Annotated in this window: 10 protein-coding genes; 2 read left to right on the forward strand and 8 right to left on the reverse strand. The window is 70.2% G+C overall.

The genetic code is table 11. The features are described 5' to 3' along the window. Nucleotides 1-144: 144 nt before the first annotated feature. The 4 genes from AB0F29_RS02760 to drmA form a co-directional block, all read right to left on the reverse strand. Nucleotides 145-1,182 carry an SEC-C domain-containing protein gene (locus tag AB0F29_RS02760; RefSeq protein ID WP_361866942.1) on the reverse strand — a complete coding sequence of 346 codons (1,038 nt, stop codon included), beginning with the start codon at nt 1,180-1,182 and terminating at the stop codon, nt 145-147. A 191-nt stretch (nt 1,183-1,373) separates the two neighbouring features. Then, nucleotides 1,374-2,153: a DISARM system phospholipase D-like protein DrmC gene (gene drmC, locus AB0F29_RS02765; RefSeq protein WP_361866943.1), complete on the reverse strand. Its 780-nt coding sequence runs from the start codon at nt 2,151-2,153 to the stop codon at nt 1,374-1,376. Beyond that, complete coding sequence (locus AB0F29_RS02770) at nt 2,150-4,075, reverse strand: DUF1998 domain-containing protein (RefSeq protein WP_361866945.1); 1,926 nt, start codon at nt 4,073-4,075, stop codon at nt 2,150-2,152. The genes drmC and AB0F29_RS02770 overlap by 4 nt, the downstream gene beginning before the upstream one ends. Beyond that, nucleotides 4,072-8,100 (reverse strand): DISARM system helicase DrmA, encoded by a 4,029-nt coding sequence (gene drmA, locus AB0F29_RS02775; RefSeq protein ID WP_361866947.1) that lies wholly within the window; start codon nt 8,098-8,100, stop codon nt 4,072-4,074. Before drmA ends, AB0F29_RS02770 begins: the two co-directional genes overlap by 4 nt. A gap of 725 nt (nt 8,101-8,825) precedes the next feature. Between drmA and AB0F29_RS02780 the strand changes: the two genes are divergently transcribed. Both AB0F29_RS02780 and AB0F29_RS02785 read left to right on the forward strand, forming a co-directional pair. Further along, entirely contained in the window at nt 8,826-9,011 is a 186-nt protein-coding gene (locus AB0F29_RS02780) for a hypothetical protein (RefSeq protein WP_361867031.1), read from the forward strand. Further along, nucleotides 8,962-9,696 carry a DUF5753 domain-containing protein gene (locus AB0F29_RS02785; protein ID WP_361866949.1) on the forward strand — a complete coding sequence of 245 codons (735 nt, stop codon included), beginning with the start codon at nt 8,962-8,964 and terminating at the stop codon, nt 9,694-9,696. The genes AB0F29_RS02780 and AB0F29_RS02785 overlap by 50 nt, the downstream gene beginning before the upstream one ends. 140 nt (nt 9,697-9,836) lie before the next feature. Here the strand turns inward: AB0F29_RS02785 and AB0F29_RS02790 are convergent, their stop codons facing one another. The 4 genes from AB0F29_RS02790 to AB0F29_RS02805 form a co-directional block, all read right to left on the reverse strand. Further along, complete coding sequence (locus tag AB0F29_RS02790; RefSeq protein WP_361866950.1) at nt 9,837-14,246, reverse strand: type IIL restriction-modification enzyme MmeI; 4,410 nt, start codon at nt 14,244-14,246, stop codon at nt 9,837-9,839. Further along, the gene (gene drmD / locus AB0F29_RS02795) at nt 14,243-17,509 is read right to left on the reverse strand and encodes a DISARM system SNF2-like helicase DrmD (RefSeq protein ID WP_361866951.1); all 3,267 of its coding nucleotides are present in this window, start codon (nt 17,507-17,509) and stop codon (nt 14,243-14,245) included. Before drmD ends, AB0F29_RS02790 begins: the two co-directional genes overlap by 4 nt. Nucleotides 17,510-17,621: 112 nt before the next feature. Further along, nucleotides 17,622-19,016 (reverse strand): serine/threonine-protein kinase, encoded by a 1,395-nt coding sequence (locus AB0F29_RS02800; RefSeq protein ID WP_361866952.1) that lies wholly within the window; start codon nt 19,014-19,016, stop codon nt 17,622-17,624. Nucleotides 19,017-19,128: 112 nt separating this feature from the next. Further along, nucleotides 19,129-20,070, reverse strand: coding sequence for a serine/threonine-protein kinase (locus tag AB0F29_RS02805; RefSeq protein ID WP_361866954.1), 942 nt, complete (start codon nt 20,068-20,070; stop codon nt 19,129-19,131). Nucleotides 20,071-20,108 lie beyond the last annotated feature (38 nt).

The raw sequence follows: 20,108 nt of genomic DNA on the forward strand, positions 1-20,108 counted from the left end.
TCGGTCGCGTGGAAGCAAAGAGTACGAAAGGGCAGGAAGGGGCGGCGGCAGCTGATACGAGGGGGACGGCCGGGAAGGCGAATCGATCGTCCGTGCTGCCCCGCCCGGGCCGGACGCCCCGGGAAACGCCTCGCCCGCCGGATGTCACAGAGCCCCCGCCGGGCTGCCGTGGCACTTCTTGTACTTGCGGCCGTCCCCGCACCAGCAGGGACCGTTCCGGGGCGGGGGCCACGACTGCCCCAGACCTCGCGCGGCGAGATCGGCGGCGTATCCGGCGCGGGTGGACGACTCCGCCAGGTCCTCAGCCTCGGTGCGGGCACACTCGATGCGGTCCGCCACCCGGCCCGGGGCCGTACCGAGGTGGGGCTCGCCCTCCTCGGAGTACGAACGCAGCAGCGACTCCACCTGCCGCAGATGATCGGCATGATCGTCCCCGTAGTACTCCTGGAGGTCCGGCCTGCGCTGCAGCAGGGCATCGAACTCACCCTGGGGCCAGTACAGCGCGCACAGCATGCTCGGTCGCAGCCGCGTCGCACGACGCTGCGCGATCTCCTCCGCCAGCCTGTCGTGCTCCTCCGCGAGTGCCGCGCTCTGTGCGCGCAGCGCTTCCAGCTCCGCCCGCGCGGGCAACACGGGGGCAGGGGCGTGCAGTTCGTCCAGGCTCTTCGTGCCTCCGAACAGCGGGGCGTGCCGCGCGTGCGCCTGGTCGGCGGCCTCGTCCCAGTCGTCGTGCGGCCGACCAAGGCGTCGGCGTACCCGGTGCCGGGACATCAACAGCGTGTCCAGACCGGAAGTCCCGCGGTCCACGGCGTCCGCGTCCAGCGGACCGGCCCCGACCAGGTGCGCGAAACCCGCGGTGAACCACTCGGCGGCCGGCTCGGGATCGCTCCCCGCCTCGAAGCTCTCCCCGACGTAGTGCCACACGTCGCCGTCGCGCGGGTGCGTGGCCCGCAGGCCTTCCGCCGCTTCCCGTGCGTCCGTCATCCGCCCGGCATCGCACAGGGTCCCGATCCGGTACGCGACCACCATCTGCGGATCGTCCAACGGACCCGCCGGCAAGCGGTCGTACAACGCGAGCGCCTGCTCCACCTCACCGGCCCGCGCCCACACCTCGGCGGCCTCCGTCAGGATCTCCTCCCGCTCCTGCGGATACCGTCCGGCGAGCACCTCCAACTCCCGCACCTTTGCAGCGGACGAGGATGGGCCGGGAGCTGAACGCGGGCCGGAAAACGGGGGCGGAGCAGCGGGAGAGGACGTGACCGACGTACGGCGGCGCTTGGCAGACATACCGCCCATGCTAGGAGCGGCCCGGCGACACCTGGATCCGCTTCACCCAAATCACCCCGCCCCTCCCGCAGGGCCCTACACCGCCGTCACGCCGGGGTCGTGGCCGGTGACAGCGGTTTCAGTACCTGACGGCGCTGGAGTTCGCGGATGTGGTCGGCGGCCCGCCGAGGGACGGAACCGCCGCGGATCAGGACTCCGGCTTCGAGGTTCATGTGGACGCCGGACTGGGTGAGGTTCGCGCTTCCGAGGAACAAGGTGTGGCGGTCGGCGACGGCGAGTTTGGCGTGTTGGCGGGCGTGGGGCGACTCCCGGACAGCCGGATCCCAGTGCCACAGGCGCAGGCCCGTGGTGCCAGTGAAGGCCTCTGCGGGTTCCGGGCCGCTCAGGAGTCCGCCGGCGCCCTGGCGCGTCTCCACCACGATATGGACGTCGACTCCGCGTGCCACGGCGGCGGTGAGCGCGGCGGTCAGTGGTGGGTAGTGGCGGGCGGAATAGGTCATGGCGAGGAGTTCGGTGCGTGCGGAGGTGACCACTTCGACCAGGACCTGGGCGGTCGAGCGGACCGGGACACCGGGGGTGGCCGGGCCGCTCCAGACCGTGCGGACGTCAATCTCGTCGCGTCGCCGGGTCCAGCCCGCTATGTATCCGCGGAGGTACGCGGCGGCTTCCGCGTACGGCAGGGCGGCCCGGTCCGCCGCGCGGTAGAGGGTCGTGACCAGTTCGCCGGAACCGGCGCCCTGGACGCGGGTCAGGGCGTGTTCAAGGCCCCGGCCCCGGGCGAGGGCCCCGGCCACGTCCTTGGTGCGGGACGGGCCGAGGGTGTCGGCGAGGGCGTGGGCCGCGGCCTCGAACGCGCGCCGGCTCATGTCCGAAGCTCCACCGGTGTCAGTACGTGGTCGATTCCTTCCCCCGTCGAGTCGCCGAGGGGAACGAGGAAGCGCCGGTCCAGGAAGCGGTTGCCGCGTTCGCAGGTCGTCTCGGAGACGAACAGGCAGACGTGGCAGGCGGCTCCGTGCAGGAAGTCCGCCGGGTGCTGGGGAAGTCGTTCAGCGCACAGCGGGTCGGAGGAGCAGTGCGAGGCATCGGTGAGCGCGCGACGCACGATGCGCTGGAAGGGGTCCGGTTCGGCGAGGGAGACCAGGCCCCCGAGGGTGCCCTCGGAGTCGGGGACGGCGGTGTAGATGAGGATGCCGGTGCGCGGGTCGTCCGCGTCGCCGGCGTAGATACGTTCGCCGAGGGAGGCGGAGTTGTAGCCGCACTCCAGGGCGATGGTGCGGATCAGCAGGTGGGAGAGGGTGTGGAGGGCAATATAGCGCTCGCCCGGCCAGCCGTACATGTAGTCGAACTCGCTGGTGATGCGGTCGGACTTGCGGTTCCCGCGAAAGCGTTTGTACGCCTCGCGGTGCGCGTTCATGGCCGCAGACTTGGCGATCCGCTCCTCCCAGTTCGCCATCAAATCCTCGCGGACGCGCAGGAAGATGCCTTCGCCGCGTACCTCGCTGGCGGGCACCCAGTGCTGTGCGGCGCGTGCGAGCCGGACGGGCGTGGCGATCTCGGGGGATTCCGGATCGGGGGCGTCGAGGCGGGTGAACCCCGTCAAGGCGCGGGCCTCCCGGAGCCGTTCGACCTGGCGCAGGTCGGAGAGGAATCCGCCGAGGGCGCTGGGGACGGGGACGGACGCGAGTGCGAAGTCATCTGTTGGAGTGGGGAGTTGCGGGGCAGCGAGGACTGCCCACTCCGGTCCGAGAAGGTCGGCTACGACTGCGGCGGCGGGCTGCTCGGAGGTGGAGTCGTCGTGGTCGAGCAGGCGGTGGCGGGCCTCGACCGCGGCAATGACCTCGGCCGGGGCGTAGTCCTTGAGATAGCCGTAGGCCGGGGTCGCGGCGAGCGCGTCATACACCACGGTGGAGGTGATGCCCCGCAGTTCGGGCCAGCGCTCCTCGACGAGTTCGGCGACGCGTTCGGTGTCGCCCGGCGGGAGGGCGAGGGTGCTGAGGGTGATGGGGAACCACTGGTTGGAGGCGCCGGCGACCATGAGGGTAGCCTCCTCGCCGCAGCCATCGCGCTCGAAAGTGCCCAGGTGGGGGTGGCGGCCGCGGCAAGCGGGGAGGTTACCGCGGCCTCGTTCGCCCATGGCGTCGCGGATGTTGCGCGGGGCGCCGCAGGCGAGGCATTCGATGGTGACGTTGGCGGCTTGGTTGCCGCCATGATCCCTCATGCGCAGCCGGGGGCGCGGCGCCTTGGTGCACTCGCTGCCGTGGTGGACGAACGGGATGTAGGGGAATTCGTCGAGGTGACCCGCCGTGCAGACCAGGGTGAAGCGGGCGGCCACGGCCAGCGGCTTCTTGCCCTTGGTTCGGCAGTCGTGGACGAACTTCGCCTCGTGCGGGGAGCGCGGGTTGTTGTTGACGAAGGTGAACGCCTCCGTGTCGATGGGCGCCAGTTCGTTGCAGGCGGTGCAGCGCATCCACTGCGGGAAAGGGCTCACCGGCACGCCGACGCCTTGGGCGGCCAGGCCCTTGGGGTCGTTGTCACCGCCTTCGAGCCAGGGCGCGGAACGCAGTTCGGTGATCTGGTTCTCGCCGTAGAGCTGGAGGGAGCGGTTGACGGCGGCGCGCAGCCGGGGCTCGTCGATGACGTAGTCGGCGAGCCCGGTGTGGCTCCAGGAGTCGAGCCCCTTGACCAGGACGGAGAAGTTCGGCAGGTCGATGAGTGCTCCCACCCCAGCCGTGAACATCAGGTGACTGGGCCGGGCCGAGCCGACCTTCCGGAAGTAGCCGCCGCTCATCGATTTCCCCGTCCGTTTCCGTTGCGCTTGCCTCGCGCCGTGGTGCCGGTGTCCGGCTGCCGTCCGTACTCGTCGCTGCCGACCGGGCTGTCCGCCTGATCGCCGCCGCCGTCATCAATGTCGCCGCCGGATCGCCCACTCGCCCCGAAGTGCCATCCGGGGCCGCCGTGCGAGGGCTGTTCCATGAAGATCCCGCCGTTACCGCCCCCGGGGAGCAGGAGGTTGAGTTCGTTCTCCGTCTCCCGCATGGACATCGGTACCGTCAGGACGTCCCAGCGTGCCCCGTCGGCGCGCCGCAGGAGAGGGGTGAAGCGTGCGTCCTTCTTCTTCTCCTTGCGGTAGCCGAGTGCGCCGCCGGCCGAACGCCGGTTCCGCCACTCGTCCTTGAGGGCGGCGATCCGGTCGGCGAGATATTCCCGGGCCCGCTCGCCGCCGACCCGGTCCGCGCGTTCGAGGAGCCGCTGCTCGACCCGTGCGGCGATCTCGCCGTCAAGATCGAGAGTGGCGGCGTCGCCGTTACGGGAGTGTTCGTAGGCGGCCTGCCGCAGCGCCGCGATGTAGGTGGGGGCGGTGCCCCGGTCGAGGGCGCGGCGGGTGAACGGGGTCACCGAAAGAGCCTCGACCTGGCGGTAGAAGGTGGCGTGGTAGTGCCCGAAGTCCTCGAAGTGGGCCAGGTCTCGAGGGCGTGACCAGTTGTAGAGGGTGACGACGAGTCCCGGACGTTCGGTGTCACGGCCGACGCGGGAGGACGCCTGGATGTACTCGGCGGTGTTCTTGGGCTGGCCGACCACCAGCATCAGCCCGAACCGGGAGACGTCCACGCCGACCTGGAGCATGGAGGTGGCGAGCACGACGTCCACCGCCCGCTTGTGCGGGGGCGTGGGCAGCGCTCGCGGGTCGCGCTTGCTGGTCCCGGCTTCGACGGCCTCGGCGATGAGGGCGCGACGCCGTGCGGACGTTTCGAAGTCCGGGTCGAAACCGGACTCGAGCCGTTTGAGGGTGGCGCCGATCTCGGCGGAGGAGATACGGGAGGTCAGCTCCTGGATCTCCAGCATTCCGGAGCGGGTGACGATGCGGTCGGCGATCGTGTCGTGGCCCTTGCGGCTGCCGTTCCTGCGCACCCGGGTGGTGATGTCGTCGTCCAGATAGCGGCGCATGCCGGCCAGTTCGCGGGTGGCGTTGAAGTAGCCGACGAGGGTCATGTACGGGTCGGCCGGGGTGCCATGGTCATCGAAGAGCTGCTGGGCGCCGAGCAACAGGATCTCGGCGACGCGGATCTCGGCGGCCTTGAGGCGGGTGCCGTGGGCGCAGATGCCGAGGTAGCGGCGGCCTGGGTGCTCGCGGCTCAGCTCGACCTGCCGGGAGAAGAACGTGTCACCGACGTCCACCACTTGCGGCGGGAAGACGGCGACCTGCCGTCCGAAGACGCCGCGCACCTGGTCGGCGGCGCGTTTAGTGGTGGCTGTCGAAGCGACGATCTTCGGGCCGGTCTCGACGCGCCGTCCGTCGGGGGTGGTGTGGCTCCAGGTGCACAGCTGGTCGACGGCGGCCTCGAAGAGTCCGACGGTGGTGCCGAGCGCCCCGGAGATCAGGTGCAGCTCGTCCTGGATGATCAGGTCCGGTGGCCGGAGCCGGGTGACCGGCCGGGCCGTAGTGGCGCGCAGGTCGCCGCGGGTGGTGTGGCGGCTGCGGCAGCCGGTCTGTTCGTCGAGGTCGTCGTGGCGATAGCCGTGGCGCTCGCACCAAGTGGTGACCCGGCCGAAGAGCAGCCCGGAGTAGCCGTTCCAGGGAAGCTGGGCGAGCTTGTCGACGGTGGCGATGACCATGGCCGGGGCGAGGCGATAGATCTCCTCGTCCACGGTGAGGACGGGGATGCCCTCGTACGGGGAGCTCAGCCGGGAGAACGGGCAGCGGGTGTCCTCCGCGCCCTCCCCGCGCGGGCAGTAGAGCAGTACGCGGCGGCGGTCGTCGTCCTCCCGCATGTCCCGGTGTGCCTTGAGGCCCTGCCCGCACCACGGGCAGCTGAGGACCTGGATCACCCGCGCGTGTTTGTCGCTGGCGCTCTCCCTGGAGCCCGCGATCTGCTCGCGCGCCTCGCTGTACCAGTTCGGCGAGACCGAAGTCCCCACCCAGAGTCCGATCCGGAACGGCGTCTTCCCCCACCGCTTGGGGTGCTCGCACGCCCCGCGCGCCGCGCACTCGGCCCGCTCGCAGCACACCTTCCCGTACTCCTCGCGGCGCAGCTTCTCGGCCGCGCACACCAGGGCCGCCGCGCGCTGGAACTGCTGGGCGGTCAGCAGCCGCAGCGTGTAGCGCATCAGCACGCCGACGCCCGCCTCGCCGCTGTACGCCCCGGCGCCGGAACCGAGTACACCCTGGAGGCGGCGCAGCGCGAAGGTGTAGGCCGCGAGACCCAGATACGCCTCCGTCTTGCCGCCGCCGGTCGGAAAGAACAGCAGGTCGACGAGGGCGTCCCGGCCCGTGCCCCGGTGCGGGTGGGCGGGATCAGTCAGCGAGTCGAGGTTGAGCAGGACGAAGGCCAGCTGGAAGGGACGCCAGCTCGCGCCCCCCGCCCCCTTGCCGTACACGGCCGTGTGGACAGCGGCGTACGAGGCGGGGTCGTCCTCGGTGCCGAGGCGGGCCCGCTCGGCGGCGATGGCGGTGTTGCGGCGCTGAAGCGCCATGGTGCGGTTGGCGAAGCGGAACGCCTCCAGGGCGGTGTCGCCGAGAGTGCCGTCGGAGCGGAGCCGATCGATGCCCGCGCCGATACGCCGACAGATGTCCTCGGCCTGGCCGATCGCGGTGAGCGCGGCCTGCCGCAGGTCCTCGGGGAGCGAGGCGGCAGTCGCCCGCTGCTCGTCCAGCCAGCCGCGGTAGCCCTCGGCGAGCGGGGCCAGTGCGGCGGTCAGTTCGGCGCGGCGGTGGGGGACGGCGAGAGCGGCCAGTGCGTCCATGGAGAGTTCGAGGCCGGTGAGCCGGTCCTCGGCGGTGATGTCGGGGGCGGTGGTGTCCCGTACGTCGTACTCGGGGAGCCAGGTGGTCTCGATGCGGTACGCGCGCCGTTCGCCGCGCCGCACCGAGGCCCGGACGGCGACGTTGCGGCCCACGGCGTGCCGCAGGCTGTCGCGGTAGAGCAGCCGCAGACGGCGCTCTTCGACGTCCTCGGCCGCCGCGCCCGCGCCGAGGCCCGCGGTGAGCGGGTCGTCGACGGGCAGGAAGACGGCGACGGTGTCGTCGGAGAAGGCGGTGGCGGTGAGCCCGGCCTGGAACAGCCAGGCGGTGTCCCGGTGTTCGGTGAGCTCTTCGAGGAGGTTGACGAGGGAAACCTCCACTACGCGCAGGTCCTCTGTCCCAGGGGCGCCGGCCCTTTCCCGCACCTTCACGTCGAGGACGATCCCGTTGTCGAGCTCGCCTTCGAGGGGATCAACAGCGTGGTTCCCCGGCTGGGTGACGTCGATGTCACGGGTGTGGGTGACCTGTTCGCGCCCCCACACGCGACCGGTGCGGCGGCGGGTGGGCGCCTGCCTGTGCTCGTCCTCGCTCTCGTCCTCGTTCTGGCCGCGGGCGTGGGCCAGTGCGTACCGCCCCCAGGAGGCGGTCAGGGTGAGCGTGCCGACAGAGGCGGGCACGACAAAGGACATCCCCATCGAGGAGGCCCAGATCCGCCCCGCCGCCTGCGGGGTCAGCCGCTCGGGCAGCTCGCCGTCGTCCCCTTCCCCGTCCCCGCCCGGCTCCATGCCCCCCTGCTGCGCGGCGTCCCTGGCGATCCGCTTCCTGGTGTCGTCACCGGGCCGGGGCCCGAGCATCCCTACCAGATAGCGGTCGCGCGGCCCGGCTGAGTGCTGCGGCAGCTGCTCGGCCTCGCCGTCCCAGGGGCCCAGCAGATCGCGACGGATGTACGCGCCGAGCCCGTCCCGTACGTCAAAGGAGTAGCCGGGACGGAAGGTGTGCGGCACCTCGGTGAGCGGGTGCGGGACCGTGGGGGCGGGAGGAGGCGTGGACTGTGCGGGCATGGAGTGGATCACGGCCCTTTCCGTACGGCTGAGACAACATCACGAGACTATCCGGGGCCACTGACAATCGACCCCGGAACAGGATTGCGGATCATTGACTCAGTTCACAAGTAGCGAAGACCACTGTTCCGCTTACCACCGCTGGGCCACGTCGGTCCGGACGGTCTTGGTGCAGCTGTCGCGGATGCACCAGCCCCTGCGGTAGGCAGTCACGGCGACCAGGAGGAGGCCGCGACCGGACGCCGCGCACCGGGAAGGCCGTCCGGGAGCCCCGTCGACAGCAATGCACGGCCGGCGCCCGGGCCGGGTGCCGGCGACCGCGACGCGCATCACGTCGACGGAGAGGCAGAGGCCGGCCTCGAAGTCGCGGCCCTGGGTGCGACCGTCGGGACGCCGTGGTCAGCGAGGTGCTGGACGACCAGCAGGCGGGCAAGGCGAGCATCACGCGAGGTGGAACTGAACTGTGCACGCGCGAACCGGGCAGTGCCGGGAGGAAGTAAGGGGCGGGTACGGAAGCTTGCGGCTCCATAGGATAACCGCTTCATTACGCAAATGGCCTGACCGGGTCATCCTGGCGTACCGAATCGGCGGGTACGGGTTCGGGGTTAGCTTGTACGGGGCGCGGGCCGTAACCACGGGCTGGGCGGAAGCCTGACGACGACCGACCGGCGATCCGGATCGGCTACGGCAAGCATCTGAAACTGTTCCGCGAGAAGGCAGACTCGGGCCAGGAAGCCCTGGCCGATGCCGTGCGGTACTCGTACGAGCAGACCGCGTCGATCGAGCAGGGCCGGCGGCCGGCGAAGGCGCCGCTCACCGAGCAGGCGGAGGACCTGCTGGGGCGGCCGGGTGTTGGCGGCGTTGCAGGAGCAAGTGGACCTGGCGCGGCTGCCCATGTTCTTCCGCGACTACGCGACGCTTGAGGCGGAGGCGCTCAGCTTCTTCTGGTACGGCGGGTATGTGGTGCCGGGGCTGTTGCAGTCCGAGGAGTACGCGCGGGCCGTCCTCGAGGGGCACTTCCCGCCAGTGGGCAAAGAGCTGCTCGAAGAGAGCCTCTCGGCTCGGATGGACAGGCAGAAACTACTTGATCGGCAGAACCCTCCGGTCGTGGCGGCCTTCCTGATCGAGGAGGCGGTGCTGTATCGACCGGTGGGCGGAGCAGCCGTCAAGAAGCAACAGCTCCAGCTGTTGCTGGAGCGAGGCCGTGAGTGCAACATCCAGATTCAGATCGTGCCTACCGCTCTGGGGATGCATCCGGGCCTGGACGGTTCGATGGTTCTCCTGGAGACGGCTGAGCGAGAGCAGGTGGCCTATGTCGAGTCGCAGGACATCGGGCTGGTGGTGTCTCAGAGCCCGACAAGTTCAGTGACCTCTGGCTGCGCTTGGGACACTGCGGTCGCAAACCCTCAACGTCGAGGAACCTACGCGACTGATCGAACGCATCATGGGAGAGCTATGGGTGACAGTCAGTCCCCGCGTGGCACTTCGGACCTGAAGTGGTTCAAGAGCAGCTACAGCAGCAGCGGAGGAGGCGCGTGCGCGGAGGTGGCGTCGGCCGACAGCGCAGCGTATGTCCGCGACTCGAAGCGTGAGCGGGGCGGGTGCTGAGCGTTACGGCCGTCGAGTGGGCGGAGTTCGTGACGTTCGCAAGTGGCCGAGGTGCGCGGGCTGTCTGAATCGGACGGTTTCCCTGGGCGTGCCCTCCGTTGGATGATCTCGGCGGATGGCACACCCATGGTGCGCTCGGGTCAGAAAAGAGCGCCGTCAGGGGCGAAGAGGCCGTCATCGTTGAAGCCCTGGACGGCGGCCGGTCGCTCAGCGCGCTGAGCACGAGCGTTGGCGGAGGGACGCGGCATGTCCGGGTGCTGCTTCGGCTTCTTGTGCTTGCCGAGGAAGACCTCGTCCGCGTACGCCTGGTGATTCAGCTGGCGGAGGCGGTCGATGATCTCGGTACGGGCGAGCAGGCCGATGGTGTAGCGGGTGCCCTGATCGGTCTCGTGGAATCCGTGGTCGAGCGGCACGGTGAGGTGGGTGGGGTCGGCCGGGGGCGTCTGGCCGGTCGGGTCGAGGAGGTCGTGCCAGCCGTAGGCGGCGATGGTGGCACGGTCGATCTCCTCGTGGATGGCGCGAAGTTCAATGATGTCGGGGTCGTCGCATTCACGGTCGTGGAGAAGGTTGTAGGTACCGGTTAGACCGATGTTACGGCGCAACATAAGTTCGCGTCGGAAGGTGTAGAGCTTGGTTCCCGCTGAGCGCAGGCTTCCTGATGGTGCAGGCCGGACAAGCGTTTCAAAGACGTCCGATGGCGCGTAACGAAGGTCCCCCTTCATGGTCGACGCTCGATCGATGGTCCACCAGTAATGAGGCGAACTACTGAGGAGGCCGAGGAGGTCGGCATCGTCGGATGCGAACACGATTACTTGCTCACTGAAAACTCGCCCTGTGGGCATGATGGTCGGCATGACGGACTTACTCACTCGTGCGATGACGATGCACTTCTTGAGTGAGCTGATGGCTTCGCGCATCTCTGTGGCTGGACGAGTGAAGCGCCACCAGATTTCCCGGCGACTCTTGTTCGCATTTATGGCACGTTCCGGCTTTACATCCCGAACGATCTTCTCGTACGCCCGGCGATATTGCTCAGCCTGAGCGAGCGGCCAGGTCTGAAAATCGATAATCCATCGATCACTACTGTGAGTCGGGCTCTGATTCAGGTCCTCCCCGTTGATGTATGGAAAAAGCACATCTCGATAGCGTTCGTCTTCGGAAATCCACGCCTGAGCTTCAGCTCTTGGAAGCGTAAACCCGAGTCCATGGACATACGAACCGACGTATGAAAGCTCGTTGTTTGCATGTAGAGGCTCAGCCCAAAAAGCCTTACGGGAACCAGGGTTGAGCGACGTAGTGATCCCGAGCGGCACCACCAGGTCCCCCAGCACCCGCTCCGCGTCCGCCGTGACCTCCCCCCGGCTCGTCCACACCGCGCAGTACTCCAGCACCGCCGAAGCCGAAGGCCACGGCTTGCTCTTGATCGCGCGCCGGATCTCGATCCCCCGCGCCGCGAGCTGGTCGAGCCCGACCTCCCGGGTGTCCCCCTGTGCCAGGGTGTTGGTGGCGATCAGCCCCGTCTGCCCGCCCCCGTTCAACAGCGCGTGCGCCCGCAGCTCGAAGTACGCCACCAGATCCGCGCTGCCCCGCTTCCCGCCCGCCAGGTAGTCCACCAGGTACTCGCGGTACGCCTCCCCCATCGCGCCGGTGAGCTTCTGACCGCCCAGGAACGGCGGGTTCCCCACCACCGCGTCGAACCCGCCGCGGTCCATGAACACCTCCGGGAACACCAACGGCCAGTGCACCGGATCCCGTTCGATCCCGCCCTCCGGCAGCTCGCTCGCCAGCCACTCCAGCGCCTGCTCCCGCGCGGCCTCCACAAATCCCCCGAGCCCGCTTTCCTCGCCCGCGCCCGCCTCCCCCAGCTTGGCCGCGACCTCGGCCGCCGTCGGGAACAGGTCCCGCAGCCGCTCACCGCCCTCGTACCACTCGGTCCGCCCCGAGGCGCACGTGGCGAGTGCCGCGCCCGACAGCAGGTCGCCGATCAGCCGCAGCCGGGCTGTGTGCCGCATGACCTCGCCCAGCAGCTTCCGCTTCTTGCTGAGGGCGTCGATGCCGTCGCCAGCGATCTCTATGATGGCCCTGCGTTCGCGGGCGACAGCCTGGACACGTTGATCCGCGTCGGCCATCGAAGCGATCAAGTCCCCCTTCGCCACGTCGAGATGGACCGCCTTCAGCTGCTCCACGCTGGTCACCCCGAGCAGCGAGTCCCCCGCGATCAGGCGGTCGTCGAGGAACGTGAACGGCCGGGTGGGGTCCATGGAGACCAGCCACAGCGACAGTTTGGCCATCTCGACGGCCATCGGGTTGATGTCCACCCCGTACAGGCAGTGCTCGATGATCTGGCGGCGGGCCTCGATGACGACGGGGTCGGACTCCGCGTCCACGGCCGTGCGCGCGTCGACCTGGCGGCCGGCCCGGTAGTGGATCGCGGCCTCGTGGCGTTCGTGGTCCTCGTCGCGCTCCCAGGCCTCGATGAGGCGGTCGGCGAGGTAGCGGCAGGCGGCGACCAGGAAGGCGGCCGAGCCCATCGCGATGTCGGCGACCTTCAGCTCCAGGATCTCGGAGGGGCGCTTGGGCCGCCACTCGCTGCGCTCGGCGGTCTGGAGCGGGCCCACCTCGTAGACCAGGGGCTCCAGGGCGTGCGTCACGACGTTCTCGGCGAGCTTGCGCGGCGTGTAGTGGGTGCCGGTGTTCTTGCGGAGCGCGGACTCCGTGACGTACAGCCGGCCGGCCGGAATGACCAGGGGCAGCCCGCGCAGGTCCTGGCGCAGCAGGCGGAAGAACGGCAGCAGGCGTTCGGTCAGGGCGCGGTCCTTGCAGGCCGCGAAGAGCTTGTGGTCGGCGGCGTCTCGTTCGACCCCGGTCAGCGGGGCGACCAGCTTCTCGATTTTGCCGGGCGTGCCGATGCCGGGCTTCGGCTCCTTGTACGCCTCGCAGATCAGCCCGGCGAGCTTCTTCACGTCGCCGCGGCTCCGCTCGGCCATCGCCTCCAGGTCGCGCAGCGGCACCTCGTGTTCCCGGCCGACCGGGCCGATGAGGCCGACGACCTCTTCGGTGGCGCGCTCGCCGCCGTAGGACAGGAGGCCCTCGTAGACGTAACCGATCTGCTCGACGCTCAGGGCCCGGAAGCTCAGCGTGCGGGTCTCGCGGCTCTTTCCCGTGCCGACCTGGACCTCCTGGACGGCCTGGAGCATGTGCAGGACGGTGAGGTCGTCGATGGGCAGCGGGTCGGTGTCGGATTCGAGCCAGGGGTAGGTGGCGGGGTCGAAGATTGAGCCGTCGTAGGCGGGGAGGGAGAGTTCGGGGTGGTCGACGCCGCCGTGCACGGCGTGGAACAGGGCGATCAGCCGGTGCCAGGCGGACGTGGTGTGCTCCAGGGAGCCCTCTCCCTCGGCGTCAGCGCGGGCCTTGAGCTCGGTGCGCAGGAAGCGGGCCGAGTAGGAGTGGGCGTAGACCTCGTTGTCGGCGGGGAGCAGGCCGCACTCCTCGGCGAAGAGGAGGAAGACGACGCGCATCATGACCGCAACCGAGCCGCGGTAGACCTGCCCGGCCTGTACACCGTCGGCGTGCAGGCCGGGCGCTCCCTGCTCCATGGCGCGGGCGTCGGCTCGGCCGATGGCGTCCACGAGGAGCTCGACGGCTTGGCGGACCTGCACGCCGAGCGCGTTGGTGACTTCCTCCCCCGCTTCCAGGCTCTGGCGGAGCAGGCCGATCAGGGTTTCGGACTCGGCGTACTGGAAGAAGCGGGAGCGGCGCAGGAGCGAGACCCAGGCGCGTACGAGATTACGGTCGGCGGCCTCGTTCCAGGTGACGGAGTCGAAGACGGCGGTGGTGGTGACGCCGCCGACCGGGGCCCAGACCAGGCACCACCAGCGGCCGTCGGTGGCCAGGCCCAGCGGGACGCCGTGTTGGCGGCACAGCCGGGCGAGCCGGTCGGCCGGTGTCGCCGCCCAGGCGCCACCGCCGGCCAGACCGCCCGTGCCGCCGTCGCGGACGGTGGGCGGGGTACCGGCGGGCAGGACCATGCCGAGCAGCCGTACGTGCTTGGCGGCGGTCGCCGTGTCCGGCTCGGTGAGCGGGTCGGTGCCGGGGTCGGTGAGGCAGAAGTCGGCGCGCAGGGTCGTGTCGTGCTCGGGGACGTGGAGGGTGAAGCGGTCCAGGAGCGGTTCGTCCGCGTCGCAGGACGGGCCGGACCGCAGGGTCAGCGCGTCGCCCCATTCGAGGAGGTCGCGCAGGAGGTGTGCGATCCAGGCGCCCTGCCCCGCCCCGGGGTCGGTCCGCCAGTCGGCGTGGTGCGCCCGGAGGCGGTCGAACCGCTCCCGCTCGGGGGTATCGAGCTGGGGCCAGGTCTTCAGGAGTACGGGGAGGGTGAGGAAGGGGCCGGAGACGTCGGTGAGGTCCAGCCATTCCTGGTGCTGGCCCGTGCCGTCGAGGGCCTTCGCACGGGCGGCGGCCAGGCCGCGGGCGGCGCGGTCGACGGGGTGTCCGGACGTACGACCGTTAGCGGATACGGAGGCCGGTGCGGGTGAGGCGGGACGGCGGCTCACTTGCGGGCCTCCTTGGCGGGGACAACGAAGACGACGGCGACGGGGAAGAGATGCGGGGACGGGTCACGGTAACGCGCGGCGATAGCGGACAGCTCGCGGGCGCGCTCCGCTTCGAGGGACCGGAGGCGGGCCTCCCAGCGCTCCTTGTCGTCGGCGTACTGGCGTCGTTCCACCTCGGTGACCTCGCGGTCCTGGAAGAGCGCGATCTGCTCGCCGATCTCGTCGCCCTCCTCGGCGAGCTTGGCTCGCAGTCCGGCATCGAAACGGTCCAGGGTGGCGTTGATGCGGCGTTCCTCCTCGGCACGGCGGTCGGCGAGGCGACGTTCCAGGCTTCTGCCGAGCTCTCCGGCGCGGGCGTCCAGGGACCGGCGCAGCGGGTCGCGGAGGGTGCCGAAGTCGGCGGCGAGCCGCCGCTTGAGGTGGGGGGCCGCCTCGGAGCCGTGGGAGAGAGCGCGGGCGAGGACCTCGCGCTGGGTGTTCACCGACTCCCAGCGGCGGAAGCGGCCGGTGTCGCCGAACCAGCCGCCCGCGTAGAGAATCTCCTCGTGCAGCCGGGTGCCGTCGGTGCCGGTGAGGACGTAGCGGGCGTAGGCGCTGACCAGGGTGGTCTCCAGTGCCGGGTCGTCGCTGACGACGGCGGTCGTGCGGTGCAGGCCTATGTGGCCGGCGTTCCAGACCGCTGCGGTGAGCAGCCTGGTGGAGAGGGCGACAAGAGGGTGCTTGAGGTGGGCGAGGACGACGTCGTCGCGGCCCTCGGCGGCGACGGAAGCGTCGAAGGTGACCGGGCGGCGCTCGGCGGTGCGCAGCGGGTGCGGCAGGCCCCGGGTGGCGCGCTCCCAGGTGCCGGTGAGTTGCGGCACCTCGTAGAGGCCGTCCTCGAAGTCCTCGTGGCCGGTGGGGACGAGGAGCGGCTGGTGGTCGAGGGCGAGCGCGGTGTCGACGACGCGGCGGATGTTGCGGGGCGTCAGACCGAGGGCGTCGCGGGTGTCGTCGTACTGCTTCTTCAGCCTCACGGCCTGGGCGGTGACGTTCTGCTCGTCGGTGATCCTCCCGGCGGGGCGGCGGCCCGAGGCGGGGCGGGGTGTGGCGTTGTCCAGGTCGACGGGGGTGGTGTCGCCGGCCATGCGGCGCTGTACGGCGTCGGCGATGACGGCGTTGACCTCGCCGAGGTCAGCCTCCATGCGGGCGACCTTCTTCGCGACGCGGGAGAGGAACTCCAGGTCGGCCTCGTAGGAGCCGGCCTTGGCCTGCTGCCAGCCGGCGCCGACGAAGTGGTGGATCTCGGGGTCCACGCGCTGGCCCCAGCGGTCGATGCGGCCAATGCGCTGTTCGAGCTTGTTGGGGTTGAAGGGGATGTCGTAGTTGATCAGCCGGTGACAGTGGCGCTGGAGGTCGATACCCTCGCCTGCCGCGTCGGTGGCGATGAGGATGCGGACCCGGCCCTCGGCGGACGCGTCGTTCTCGGTACTGGGTTCGGACTGGAAGCCGAGGCGGATGCGTTCGCGCTCGTCCTTGTCGACGCCGCCATGCAGCAGCGCGACCCGGCCGCCGTCGGTGAGCTGCTCCTGGCGCAGCAGGCCGAGGAGCCACTTCTGCGTGTCGCGGTATTCGGTGAAGACCACTACGCGGTTGTTGGTCCAGTGCGCGCCGTCGGGACGGCAGACCGCCTTGAGGTACGAGATCAGGCGTGCCGCCTTGGAGTCGGCGGTGGCCTCGTGGGTGAGGGCCCAGCGCTGCATATCGCGCAGCAGGGTCAGCTCGCCCTCGTCCTCGTCGGGGGTGAGGCGGGTGGAAAGAGTCAGGGCGGAGTCCTCGGCGCCGGCCAGTTCCTCGTCGTCGAGCTCGGCGGCCAGGTCGGCGTAGTCCTCCAGCCAGTCGGGGACGTGCGCGGCGCCGCCGCTCGGGCGGGCGGCGGCGTCCTCCAGGTGGCCCAGGTAGACCTTCACGGTGCGCTGGAAGGCGGCGGGGGACGAGAAGAGCCTCTTCTTGAGGAGGAGCGTGACCAGGTCGGCGGCGCGGCGACCGCCGCGGGCGGTGGAGGTGATGCGCTGCTTGCGCAGAGCGGCGAAGCCAGCGAGGAGAGTGTGGATCTCCCGCTCGCGGTCGGTGTACTCGACCTCCAGCTCCTTGGTGCGGCGGGTGCGGAACTGGGGGTCGCCGTTGGGCTTGGTGACCTTGGACTTGAGGCGGCGGACGACCGTCTCGTCGCGGGCCGCCCGGTCCGGCTCGACGCCGCGGACGAACTTCTGGTTATCGATGAGTTCGAGAAGAGCAGTGTACGACTCGGGGTAGCCGTTGTGCGGGGTGGCGGAGAGGAAGAGCCGGTGTTCGAAGTGGGGTGCGAGGCGGCGGATCAGCTTGGTCTGCTGGGAGTCGACCGCATACACCTGCTTGGGGGCGGCCGGGGCCACGTGGTGGGCCTCGTCGAGGACGAGCAGGTCGAAGAAGCGGTGGTTTGGGCCGGTTTCGGCGCCCTGCTCAGGCGTGTCGGGCGGCAGCACCTCGTTGAGGAGGCGCTGGGCCTTCGGGCGGCGCAGCCAGGGCAGCGAAACGATGGTCAGCGGGTGGACACGAAAGGGGTTGGCGGCCGTGCCGTGGGTGCGGCGGAGAGTGGCGCAGTGCTGGGAGTCGACGATGGTGAAGTCCAGGCCGAACTTCTCGGTCATCTCGTCACGCCACTTCAGGGTCAGACCGGCCGGGCAGACCACCATGACGCGGCGGGCCCTGCCGCGCAAAATCAGCTCCTGGAGGACGAGGCCGGCCTCGATGGTCTTGCCGAGGCCGACATCGTCGGCGAGGAGGAGATTCACACGAGGGGCTCCGACGGCGCGGGAGACCGGCTCCAGCTGGTAGGGCTCCACGGCGACGCCGGAACGGAAAGGGGCCCGAAGGGTCTTGGCGTCGGCCGAGGCAACCGCCGACCAGCGGACCGCGTCGAGGAAGGCCGCGAGCCGGGAGGGCGGGTCGAAGCGGCCGGTGGAGGCGTCGGGGAGGGAACCGGCGGGCAGAACGCGGCGGCCCGGTTCGACCTCCCAGATCACCGAGAGGGTGTCGCCGAAGCGGCCGTCGGCGACGGACTGGAGGTGGACCAAGGTGGCAGGGGTTCGGGTACCAGAGGACGGGGACGTGGGCGGGGACGGGTCGACGCTCACGACGGCCCAGCTCTGGCCACGGACCTCGACGAGGGCTCCGGGCTGCGGGAGCGCCTCGCCGGCCGAGGGAACGGCGTCGGTGCGGCGGGGCGTCGGGACGGTCTGCGTCATCGGTGAGCGGCCTTCTCTGGGACCTCGGCGTAGGGCGTCAACTCTATGCAATGCGGCGAAAGCGTGCGTAAGGGGTCGGCGGGAGGGCTGACCAGGAGGCGTAAGGAGTGATTCAAGGGGTCTTCTGTCGTCGGTGCCGCGCTGCGGCACGGAGTTGGTGCAGGCGGACGATGAAGCCATCAAGCTCGGCGATCCGGGGATCGTCGGGCCGATGTGCCTGGATATCGACGCGCAGAAGATTGGCCTCCTCGTACGCCTCGGCATAGCGGCCGCACTGACCGAGGAGCGAGGCGAACTTGAAGCGCGCCTCCTGAGTTGCCGCATCCGCCGGACCGAAGGCTTCCAGCCTCAGGGGGACCAGCGACTCGTACTCCTTGAGCGCCTCGGCCGTGCGCCCCAGCTTGGCCAGACAGAGCGCGAGGAGCGACCAGCACGACAGTCGCAGTTCGTCCGTCGCGACCGGGGTGACCGAGAGCTTCTCGGTAAGGTCGCGGTAGCCCTCGTACGCCCGGGTGTAGTCCTGGGCGAAGAAGAGCTCCTGGCACTCGGCCACCCGGTCCTGCATCTCTTCCGGGCCCGAGAAGGGGCCGTAGTCGGCCCGCGCGGCCTGCCGGGGCGGCTCGACCGTCGCGGTGCGGGCGGACGACTCGGCCGCCGCGGCCAGTGCCCCGACGGCGGCGCCCATCTCCTCGGCCGACGGACGCGCCTCCGGCTCCTTGGCTAGCAGCCGCATGACCAGGTCCGCGAAAGCGTCCGAGAGCTCCGGCCTCAACTCGGCAACGGGCCGCGGAACTTCGTACACATGCTGGTAGGCGACCGCCACCGGGGTGCCGGCGACGAACGGCGGGCGGCCTGTGAGGATCTCGTACAGGACGCAGCCCAGTGCATACAGGTCACTGCGGTCAGTGACCGGCTTTCCGAGGACTTGCTCGGGAGAGATGAACCCGGGGGTGCCGACGACGCCGCCGGTTCCTGTCAGGCGCGGTTCCTGCGGGGAGGAAGCGAGGGCGGCAGCGATGCCGAAATCGAGGACCTTGACCTGGCCGGATGGGGTGAGCATGACGTTGGCGGGCTTGAGGTCGCGGTGGACGAGGCCGGTGCGGTGGGCGTCCGCGAGCACGGCGGCGATCTGTCCGGCGACGGAGAGTGCCTGGTCGACGGGGCAGCTGCCGTGCTCCTTGAGGAGCTCGGTGAGGGTGTGTCCCGCGACCAGCTCCATGACCAGGTACAGCCTGCCGTCGGGGAGCTTGCCGACGTCGTGGATCTCGGGTACGCCGGAGTGCCGGAGGCGGGCGGTGTAGCGGGCTTCGCGGCGGAAGCGTTCCTCCAGGAGCGCGGGAGTGCTCTGCTGACCGGCGGGCAGCATGAGCTTCAGTGCGATCTGCCGGTCGAGGCTGTGGTCACGGGCGGACCACACCTCGCCCATGCCGCCGCGGCCGAGCCGACGGGTCAGTTCGTAGCGCCCCAGGATCATCGTGCCTATGCCCTCGCCCCCCGTGTACCCCATGTCACGCGCATCCCTTCGCCCGGCGTGTTCGTTTCGCGGCGCGGGTCGCCGTCCTAGCGTTCCGCGCCCCCGCGATCCTGACCCATGCCATTCTTCCACCCCATCGACGACGTCATCCGAGGTGTGGCCCCTGTGGCAGCGCGAACGGCCGACACGGGTCCTCGGGGCCGTAGGCGGCGAGCGCCCGCGCGTCGCCGCACCGGGAAACGGGGAGGTGGGGGCCGAGCCCGGCGTACACCTCACGCGCCGAGGCCGGGCGGTCCGCCGGATCGGGGGCCAGGAGTGCGGTGAGCAGTTCCTGGAGGCCGGGCCGGACCTGGACGCCAAGGGCGGCGAGGGAGGGCGGAGGGCCGGCCAGGCGGCTCCGCAGCTGGATGACGGGGGGCTCCGCCCCGAAGGGCGGCGATCCGGAAAGAAGGTGGTGGAGAAGGCAGCCGACGCTGTACAGGTCACTGCGCGCGTCAAACTCCGAGGAGCCGCTGAGCAGCTCCGGGGAGGCGTAGCGGAAGTTGCCCGGGGACTCCCCGCTCGCGGTGAGCCGAGCCCCCTGTTGCGTCATATGTTTGACGAGGCCGAAGTCGAGGATCTTCACCACTCCGTCGCGCCGGACCATGACGTTCTCCGGCTTCAGGTCACGGTGCACCAGCCCGGCCGCGTGGGCCGCGGAGAGGCCGGAACAGATCTGGGCGGTGACCGACGAGGCCGCTTCAGGGTCGAGGCGCTGTCGTTCGCCGAGGATGACGCCCAGGGTGGCGCCTTCGATCAACTGCATGACCAGCCAGCACAGTTCACTGGTAATGTCGGCGTCGTACACCGTGGCGACGTTGGCGTGGTCGAGCGCCGCCGCGGCCTTCGCCTCTCGCTCGAAACGGAGCTTGAGGCGCCCACGGTCGGCGGGATCATCGAAGACGCCGGAGGCGAGGGTCTTCACCGCTACGCGGCGTTGCAGATGCTGGTCGAGGCCGCGCCAGACCTGACCCATGGAGCCGCGGCCGAGCGGCTCCTCAAGGCGGTAGCGCTCGCCGAGGACGGCTCCGCGCCCGATGCTTTCCACGATCCCCCTCCCGATCCGCCAGTATAGGGCGACCACGG

Origin of the sequence: Streptomyces sp. NPDC026589 (assembly GCF_040638385.1) — a bacterium.
In the GTDB taxonomy this organism is placed as follows: Bacteria; Actinomycetota; Actinomycetes; order Streptomycetales; family Streptomycetaceae; genus Streptomyces.

Coding starts and splice junctions, on each gene's coding strand:
- drmC (WP_361866943.1), bottom strand. CDS start 2,153: ATGAGCCGGCGCGCGTTCGAGGCCGCGGCCCACGCCCTCGCCGACACC.
- AB0F29_RS02770 (WP_361866945.1), bottom strand. CDS start 4,075: ATGAGCGGCGGCTACTTCCGGAAGGTCGGCTCGGCCCGGCCCAGTCAC.
- drmD (WP_361866951.1), bottom strand. CDS start 17,509: ATGACGCAGACCGTCCCGACGCCCCGCCGCACCGACGCCGTTCCCTCG.
- AB0F29_RS02800 (WP_361866952.1), bottom strand. CDS start 19,016: ATGGGGTACACGGGGGGCGAGGGCATAGGCACGATGATCCTGGGGCGC.